Source organism: Shigella sp. FC1567 (genome assembly GCF_001743015.1).
Taxonomy (GTDB): domain Bacteria; phylum Pseudomonadota; class Gammaproteobacteria; order Enterobacterales; family Enterobacteriaceae; genus Escherichia; species Escherichia coli.
Genome location: NZ_MIIV01000105.1, coordinates 1 through 7,274, shown reverse-complemented (window position 1 = coordinate 7,274; position 7,274 = coordinate 1). Strand labels below are relative to the sequence as shown.

The following is a 7,274-nucleotide window of genomic DNA, read 5'->3' as shown; positions in this document are numbered from 1 at the left end:
GCCATTCATGGCCATATCAATGATTTTCTGGTGCGTACCGGGCTGAGAGGCGGTGTAAGTGAACTGTAGTTGCCATGTTTTACGGCAATGAGAGCAGAGATAGCGCTGATGTCCGGCAGTGCTTTTGCCGTTACGCACCACGCCTTCAGTAGCTGAGCAGGAAGGACATCTGATGGAAATGGAAGCCACGCAAGCACCTTAAAATCACCATCATACACTAAATCAGTAAGTTGGCAGCATTACCAGCGTCCGCTTTAATTATAATTTAAATACTATTTTACTGGTAAATTTAATGACCTGTGGTTTTGAAGATCAATCCATCGACACTGGACGATTTGTACTGTCTCGTATCAATAATGAAAATTATCAGTTTCATCATATAAGATTTGACTGCATCCAGGGCGAGCAAGGTGAATTAGTTTTTGAACCCAGTGATGTTGAATATTACTTTGAACCAGTGACGATACAGGAGTCAGGAACCAGCATATTAAAAAATGAGTTAGAAAACAGTGAGGACGGTGCGGGTCAAGTAGGCTTTCAACTCTCCAATGATGGTACGAATGAAATCCAGTATGGTAAAAGCAATTACTACTCTTTTCAGCATCCCCATGAAGGAAGTAATCAGATTCCTCTATTTATTCGCCCGCGTACATATGGAAATAATGTCTCAAGCGGGCAAATAATGAGCCGAGTCAAAATCGTGGTTATGTACAACTAATCTATCTCCTCCACTTTAACTTTGGGGGAGCTGCCGATTAACGCGCCGCTGGACTAAAAAGCGCAGAATAATCCGTATTGCAGATTCGCTGTACCGCCGGGTGCTGAATCATCCGCTCAGCAAAAATAGCATGGTACTCTTCCATCACATTCTCGACGCGACCAATTTCTACGACAGTTTTATCGGCATAAAAGTCATATGCATAAAGCGTTGGGGCAACGAAGATTGCATTGTGCATTGCACCAAAAGCTTTCATCAACGCGGCATCATCAAACTCGCCGAGGATTTCTACGTTTAATCCCTGGGAGTTAAACCAGTTAAGCAATTTGCGCCCTAACATTGAACGTCGCCCAGGAATCAAAAGTCGCCGTTCTTCCAGACAAGCCGGGAACGGTTTTTCTGGTGGTGGATTTGTACACCAGAAACTCACGCCACATTCGCCAATTCTCACGGAGAACAGGCCTTCCTGCTGCGTAGAGTCTATCGGACAGTCGGAAATGATCATATCCAGTTTATGCTGGCTTAATTGCTCCAGTAGCATTTCGTGGGTGGATTCGAAGCAGCGAAGATGAATCGGCTCGCCTTCTACCACTGCAGCATTCAGCACGCTACTGACCAGGCGTTTGGAAAGTGCATCAGCCACGCCAACGTCAAACAATAAATTGGATTCTTTGCGATAGTTCACAATATCCAGCATTTCCTGGCTTAAGGTGAACATTTTATCGGCATAGCGATAGACCAGTTCTCCCAGCTCGCTGGGTTCGAGACCACGTCCCTTGCGCTTAAATAATTTGCCTTGCAGGCGCTCTTCCAGAGCCCGGATCTGTCCGGTAATGGTTTGTGGAGTTAAATAAAGCGCCTCCGCTGCGCCAACCACGGAACCTTCTTTATAGACATGCCAGAAGTAATACAAGTGGTTGTAATTGATATGAGACATGCTCATTTCTCTCCCTGATAACAATGAAAAGGGAGCCGTTTATGGCTCCCCGGTAAACCGTCCTGTCACACTGATGGACGCAAACGAACGCGTAACCAGCTGTATCCAATTACCGCCGAAGAGATAGAACCGACCAGGATACCGAGTTTCGCCCAGTTAATCAGTTCTGGATCTACGCTACCAAAGGCCAGGCTGGCAATAAAGATAGACATAGTAAAACCGATACCGCACAGGATCCCCACCGCCATAATTTGCTGATAAGTCGTTCCCTCAGGCAGATGCGCCAGTTTCAAACGCAGCGCAACCAGCAGAACAGACTAATCCCCAGCGGTTTGCCAATCAGCAAGCCAGCGATGATCCCCAATGGCAGAATGGAGGTCAAGCCATCCAGCGTGACGCCTTGCAGTGAAACGCCAGCATTAGCAAATGCAAACAGCGGCAAAATCAGATACGCCACCCACGGGTGTAACACATGCTCCAGTCGCTTCGCTGGAGAACGCCCATGCTTCTCTTTCAAAGGAATAAAGAAGCCGACAATTACCCCCGCCAAGGTTGCGTGAACCCCCGATTTCAACACCGCAGTCCACAACACTACGCCAACCAGAATATAGACGCCCGTGCGGCGTACACCACACAGATTCAATACCGCGAGTACCGCAATTGCTACAGCCGCGACGCCAAGAGAGGCCATCGATAAGTCATTAGTGTAGAACAATGCGATGATAATGATGGCCCCAAGATCGTCGATAATAGCCAGAGCCATCAAAAAGATCTTCAGTGCTAACGGAACACGACTTCCCAACAGCGCCAGCACTCCAAGTGCAAAGGCAATGTCAGTAGCCGCCGGGATCGCCCACCCTTCGCGGGTAATCGGATCGGCATAGTTAAAGGCCAGATAGAGTAATGCCGGCACAATCATCCCACCAATAGCGGCGATAACTGGAAATGCGGCCTGGCGTAAGCTGGCTAGCGATCCTTGCATCAGTTCACGTTTAACTTCCAGACCGACTAACAGGAAAAATACCGCCATCAGCGCGTCATTTATCCATAACAGCATGTTTTTGTTGATTTCGAGTGAACCAACCCGGAGCTGAACCGGCGTCTCCAGAAAGTCGTGATACCATCCACTGGTTGCGCCGCTGTTGGCCATCATCATCGCCAGGATAGCGGCAATGATAAGAATAATGCCTCCCGAGGCATCACTGCTAAAGAATCGATGCAGATGTTTCACTTTTTATTTCTCTTTCAGGTGAATAAATCGTTTTTACTATTTTACCCCGCACGAATCATCGTTAAAATCAGATTATAGTGTAGGAATAATTCGTTTTTTACGAGCCTTTGTAGAATTTTCGCCATCAGCGGTGAGATGAGTTTTTGACGGCTGTAAGCGCTGACGAGTGACCCTAAGCTCAGATAATCATAGCTTAAGGTGAGGATTTCTGAGGGATTAATTAGGAAAAGTAATAATTAATTTCTTGTCAGTCGGCGTTATTTGTTAGGACAATATTTCAAAAATAATCCAGCTTGTCGTCAATAATTGCGATAAAGAGATAAATTAAAGTTAAATAATTAAATCATTAAAAAATTACGCCACAAAAATGCGAGGCGTCTTCAGGATTAGAATCGATAAAACAAAATGGGTTAAAGAGAGCGATATAATAGCGGCGGGTGCTTGAGGCTGTCTGTCTCAGGCATTAGCTGAACGGCAGATAGAGAAAAGCCCCGAGTGATATTTTACCATCAACCCGAGGCCCCCTATATGCTGAACACATGTAGAGTGCCTCTTACTGACCGTAAGGTCAAGGAGAAGAGAGCAATGAAGCAGCATAAGGCGATGATTGTCGCCCTGATCGTCATCTGTATCACCGCCGTAGTGGCGGCGCTGGTAACGAGAAAAGACCTCTGTGAGGTTCACATCCGAACTGGCCAGACGGAGGTTGCTGTTTTCACGGCTTACGAATCCGAGTAAGAGCAACGGCGGGGAGTGATCCCCGCCACTTTACAGGTGCTCGCATATCTTCAACGCACCCTATTTTTACCCAGGCCTGCCCACGGGCAGCTTTTGGGGAGGTTAGCGGGTCAGGTCGTCAAAAAACTTCTTCACACCATCAAAGAAGCTCTTTGAGCGCGGGCTGTTGTGCTCGCCGGTTGGGCCACCGAAGCTTTCTTGCAGCTCTTGCAGCAGCTGTTTCTGCTTCTCGTTCAGGCCTACCGGTGTTTCGACGACAACGCGGCACAGCAAATCACCCTGTGCGCCACCGCGGACAGACTTGACGCCTTTACCGCGCATACGGAAAAGCTTACCGGTCTGGGTTTCGCCAGGCACTTTCAGTTTGACGCGACCATCAAGGGTCGGTACTTCGATTTCGCCACCCAGCGCCGCCATAGCGAAGTTGATCGGGACTTCGCAATACAGGTTGTTGCCTTCACGCTCGAAAATCGGGTGCTGTTTAACCTGAACCTGAACGTACAGATCGCCTGCCGGTGCGCCATGCTGGCCCGCTTCACCTTCGCCCGCAAGACGGATGCGGTCTCCAGTGTCCACCCCTGCCGGGATTTTAACGGACAGCGTTTTGCTGCGCTCAACACGACCATGACCATGACATTTGTTGCACGGATCTTTGATCAGCGTACCGCGGCCCTGACAGTGTGGACAGGTCTGCTGCACGGCAAAGAAACCCTGACGCATCTGCACCTGACCAGAACCATGACAGGTCGGACAGGTCTGCGGCTGTGTACCTGGTTTTGCACCGCTACCGTGGCAAACGTCACACTCTTCCAGAGTCGGAATGCGGATCTCTTTGGTCACGCCACGTACAGCTTCTTCGAGGGTGAGCTCCATGTTATAGCGTAAATCAGCACCGCGCGCCGCACGTTGACGACCACGTCCGCCGCCAAAAATATCGCCGAAAACGTCACCAAAAATATCGCTGAAGTCTGCGCCGCCGCCAAAACCGCCGCCGCCCATGCCGCCTTGCTCAAACGCAGCATGACCATACTGATCGTATGCCGCACGTTTTTGCGAGTCGGTCAGAACTTCATAAGCTTCCTTGATCTCTTTAAATTTCGCCTCGGCCTCTTTGTCACCCTGGTTACGGTCCGGGTGGTATTTCATGGCCAGGCGTTTGTAGGCCTTTTTGATTTCACGCTCTTCCGCTGTTTTGGAAACGCCTAAAATCTCGTAATAATCTTGCTTAGCCATCTTTTTTAAATTGCCCCTAGATGAATGCACGGGCGGAGAGGAAATTCCCCTTCGCCCGTGTCAGTATAATTACCCGTTTATAGGGCGATTATTTTTTGTCTTTGACTTCTTCAAATTCAGCGTCGACAACATCGTCATCTTTCGCGTTGTTTGCAGAAGCATCAGCACCGGCAGTCTGCTGCTGGGCATGTTGCTGCTGGGCGATTTCCATCAGTTTCTGGGAAACCTGTGCCAGCTCCTGCATTTTCGCTTCGATAGCGGCTTTGTCTTCACCTTTCAGAGCAGTTTCCAGTGCAGTCAGTGCAGACTCGATAGCAGTTTTGTCGTCAGCCGGCAGTTTGTCGCCTGCTTCTTCAACCTGCTTACGGGTGCTGTGCAGCAGATGGTCGCCCTGGTTGCGAGTCTGTACCAGCTCTTCAAACTTACGGTCAGCTTCGGCGTTAGCTTCTGCGTCGCGTACCATTTTCTGGATTTCATCTTCGTTCAGACCAGAAGAAGCCTTGATGGTGATCTTCTGCTCTTTACCGCTGTTTTTATCTTTCGCGGAAACGTGCAGGATACCGTCAGCATCGATATCGAAGGTAACTTCGATCTGCGGCATGCCGCGCGGTGCCGGGTTGATACCATCCAGGTTGAACTGACCCAGAGATTTGTTATCAGCCGCACGTTTACGTTCACCCTGCAGCACATGGATGGTTACCGCAGACTGGTTGTCTTCAGCGGTAGAGAACACCTGGCTGTGCTTGGTCGGGATAGTGGTGTTTTTCGCGATCAGCGTCGTCATCACACCGCCCATGGTTTCGATACCCAGAGACAGCGGGGTAACGTCCAGCAGCAGTACGTCTTTCACGTCACCAGTCAGAACACCACCCTGAACAGCAGCACCGATTGCTACAGCTTCGTCCGGGTTAACGTCTTTACGCGGCTCTTTACCAAAGAACTCAGCAACTTTCTTCTGAACCATTGGCATACGAGTCTGACCACCAACGAGGATAACGTCGTCGATATCAGATACGGACAGGCCAGCGTCCTGCAGTGCAACTTTCAGCGGCTCAATGGAACGGTTTACCAGATCTTCAACCAAGCTTTCCAGTTTCGCACGAGTCACTTTGATGTTCATGTGTTTCGGACCGGTCGCATCTGCAGTGATGTACGGCAGGTTAACGTCGGTCTGCTGAGCGGAAGACAGTTCGATTTTCGCTTTTTCTGCCGCTTCTTTCAGGCGCTGCATTGCCAGCGGATCGTTGCGCAGGTCAATGCCCTGATCTTTCTTGAATTCTTCAACCAGGTAGTTGATCAGACGGCTGTCGAAGTCTTCACCACCCAGGTGGGTATCACCGTTGGTAGCCAGAACTTCGAAGGTTTTTTCGCCATCAACTTCGTCGATTTCGATAATAGAAATATCGAAAGTACCACCCCCCAGGTCATAAACCGCGATAGTACGGTTGCCAGTACCTTTGTCCAGACCGTAAGCCAGCGCAGCTGCGGTCGGTTCGTTGATGATACGTTTTACTTCCAGACCAGCGATACGGCCTGCGTCTTTGGTTGCCTGACGCTGAGCATCGTTAAAGTATGCCGGTACGGTGATAACAGCTTCAGTTACCGGTTCACCCAAGTAATCTTCAGCGGTTTTCTTCATTTTTTTCAGCACTTCAGCAGAAATCTGCGGCGGTGCCATTTTCTGGCCTTTAACTTCGACCCATGCGTCGCCGTTATCAGCAGCAATAATTTTGAACGGCATGATGGAAACATCACGCTGTACTTCTTCGTCCTGGAAGCGGCGGCCAATCAGGCGTTTAATCGCAAACAGGGTGTTTTGCGGGTTCGTCACTGCCTGACGTTTAGCCGGCTGACCAACCAGAGTTTCACCATCCTGGGTATAGGCAATAATAGAAGGCGTGGTGCGATCGCCTTCGGCGTTCTCCAGCACGCGAGGAGTGGTGCCATCCATAATCGCTACACAAGAGTTGGTAGTACCCAGGTCGATACCAATTATTTTACCCATCTAAACGTCTCCACTATATATTCGGTCATCATGTGGTTGTGAGTCTGTAATAGGGGCGAAATGTCTGGTTTCAACTGCCCAATTTCATTTTTTTGCAGACTCACTCACTGCGGTTGACTACTAAATGGGGTCGTAACCCACGTCATCAAGGGGGAGATGCAAAAATTTTTTGTGCTTTTGCGCAGAAATTTCGGTAATGCTGCCAACTTACTGATTTAGTGTATGATGGTGATTTTAAGGTGCTTGCGTGGCTTCCATTTCCATCAGATGTCCTTCCTGCTCCGCTACTGAAGGCGTGGTGCGTAACGGCAAAAGCACTGCCGGACATCAGCGCTATCTCTGCTCTCATTGCCGTAAAACATGGCAACTACAGTTCACTTACACCGCCTCTCAGCCCGGTACGCACCAGAAA

Annotated in this window: 6 protein-coding genes and 2 pseudogenes; 3 read left to right on the top strand and 5 right to left on the bottom strand. The window is 49.4% G+C overall.

The window, feature by feature from the left end; all coding sequences use genetic code 11:
- Window positions 1-189, bottom strand: a 189-nt coding sequence (locus BHE85_RS07925) for an IS1 family transposase (RefSeq protein ID WP_047204290.1), incomplete at its 3' end; no start/stop codon positions are given.
- Window positions 190-244: 55 nt separating this feature from the next.
- Between BHE85_RS07925 and BHE85_RS07920 the strand changes: the two are divergent.
- Window positions 245-718, top strand: a pseudogene (locus tag BHE85_RS07920) (fimbrial family protein); the annotation flags it as partial.
- Window positions 719-755: 37 nt separating this feature from the next.
- Here the strand turns inward: BHE85_RS07920 and nhaR are convergent.
- Together nhaR and nhaA are read right to left on the bottom strand one after the other, a co-directional pair.
- Entirely contained in the window at window positions 756-1,655 is a 900-nt protein-coding gene (gene nhaR / locus BHE85_RS07915; RefSeq protein ID WP_001300855.1) for a transcriptional activator NhaR, read from the bottom strand.
- 65 nt (window positions 1,656-1,720) lie between these two features.
- Window positions 1,721-2,886 (bottom strand): annotated as a pseudogene (gene nhaA, locus BHE85_RS07910) (Na+/H+ antiporter NhaA).
- Between the two features lie 585 nt (window positions 2,887-3,471).
- Between nhaA and mokC the strand changes: the two are divergent.
- On the top strand, window positions 3,472-3,624 hold the full coding sequence (gene mokC, locus BHE85_RS07905) for a type I toxin-antitoxin system toxin MokC (RefSeq protein WP_000809168.1): 153 nt from the start codon (window positions 3,472-3,474) through the stop codon (window positions 3,622-3,624).
- Window positions 3,625-3,726: 102 nt separating this feature from the next.
- Here mokC and dnaJ read toward each other — a convergent pair whose 3' ends face one another.
- A complete protein-coding gene (dnaJ, locus tag BHE85_RS07900) occupies window positions 3,727-4,857 on the bottom strand; it encodes a molecular chaperone DnaJ (protein WP_001118467.1) in 1,131 nt (376 codons plus the stop codon).
- 88 nt (window positions 4,858-4,945) lie between these two features.
- The gene (gene dnaK, locus BHE85_RS07895; RefSeq protein WP_000516135.1) at window positions 4,946-6,862 is read right to left on the bottom strand and encodes a molecular chaperone DnaK; all 1,917 of its coding nucleotides are present in this window, start codon (window positions 6,860-6,862) and stop codon (window positions 4,946-4,948) included.
- Between the two features lie 247 nt (window positions 6,863-7,109).
- Here dnaK and BHE85_RS07890 point away from each other — a divergent pair.
- Window positions 7,110-7,274: IS1 family transposase (locus BHE85_RS07890; RefSeq protein WP_047664789.1), on the top strand; the 165-nt coding region annotated here is incomplete at its 3' end.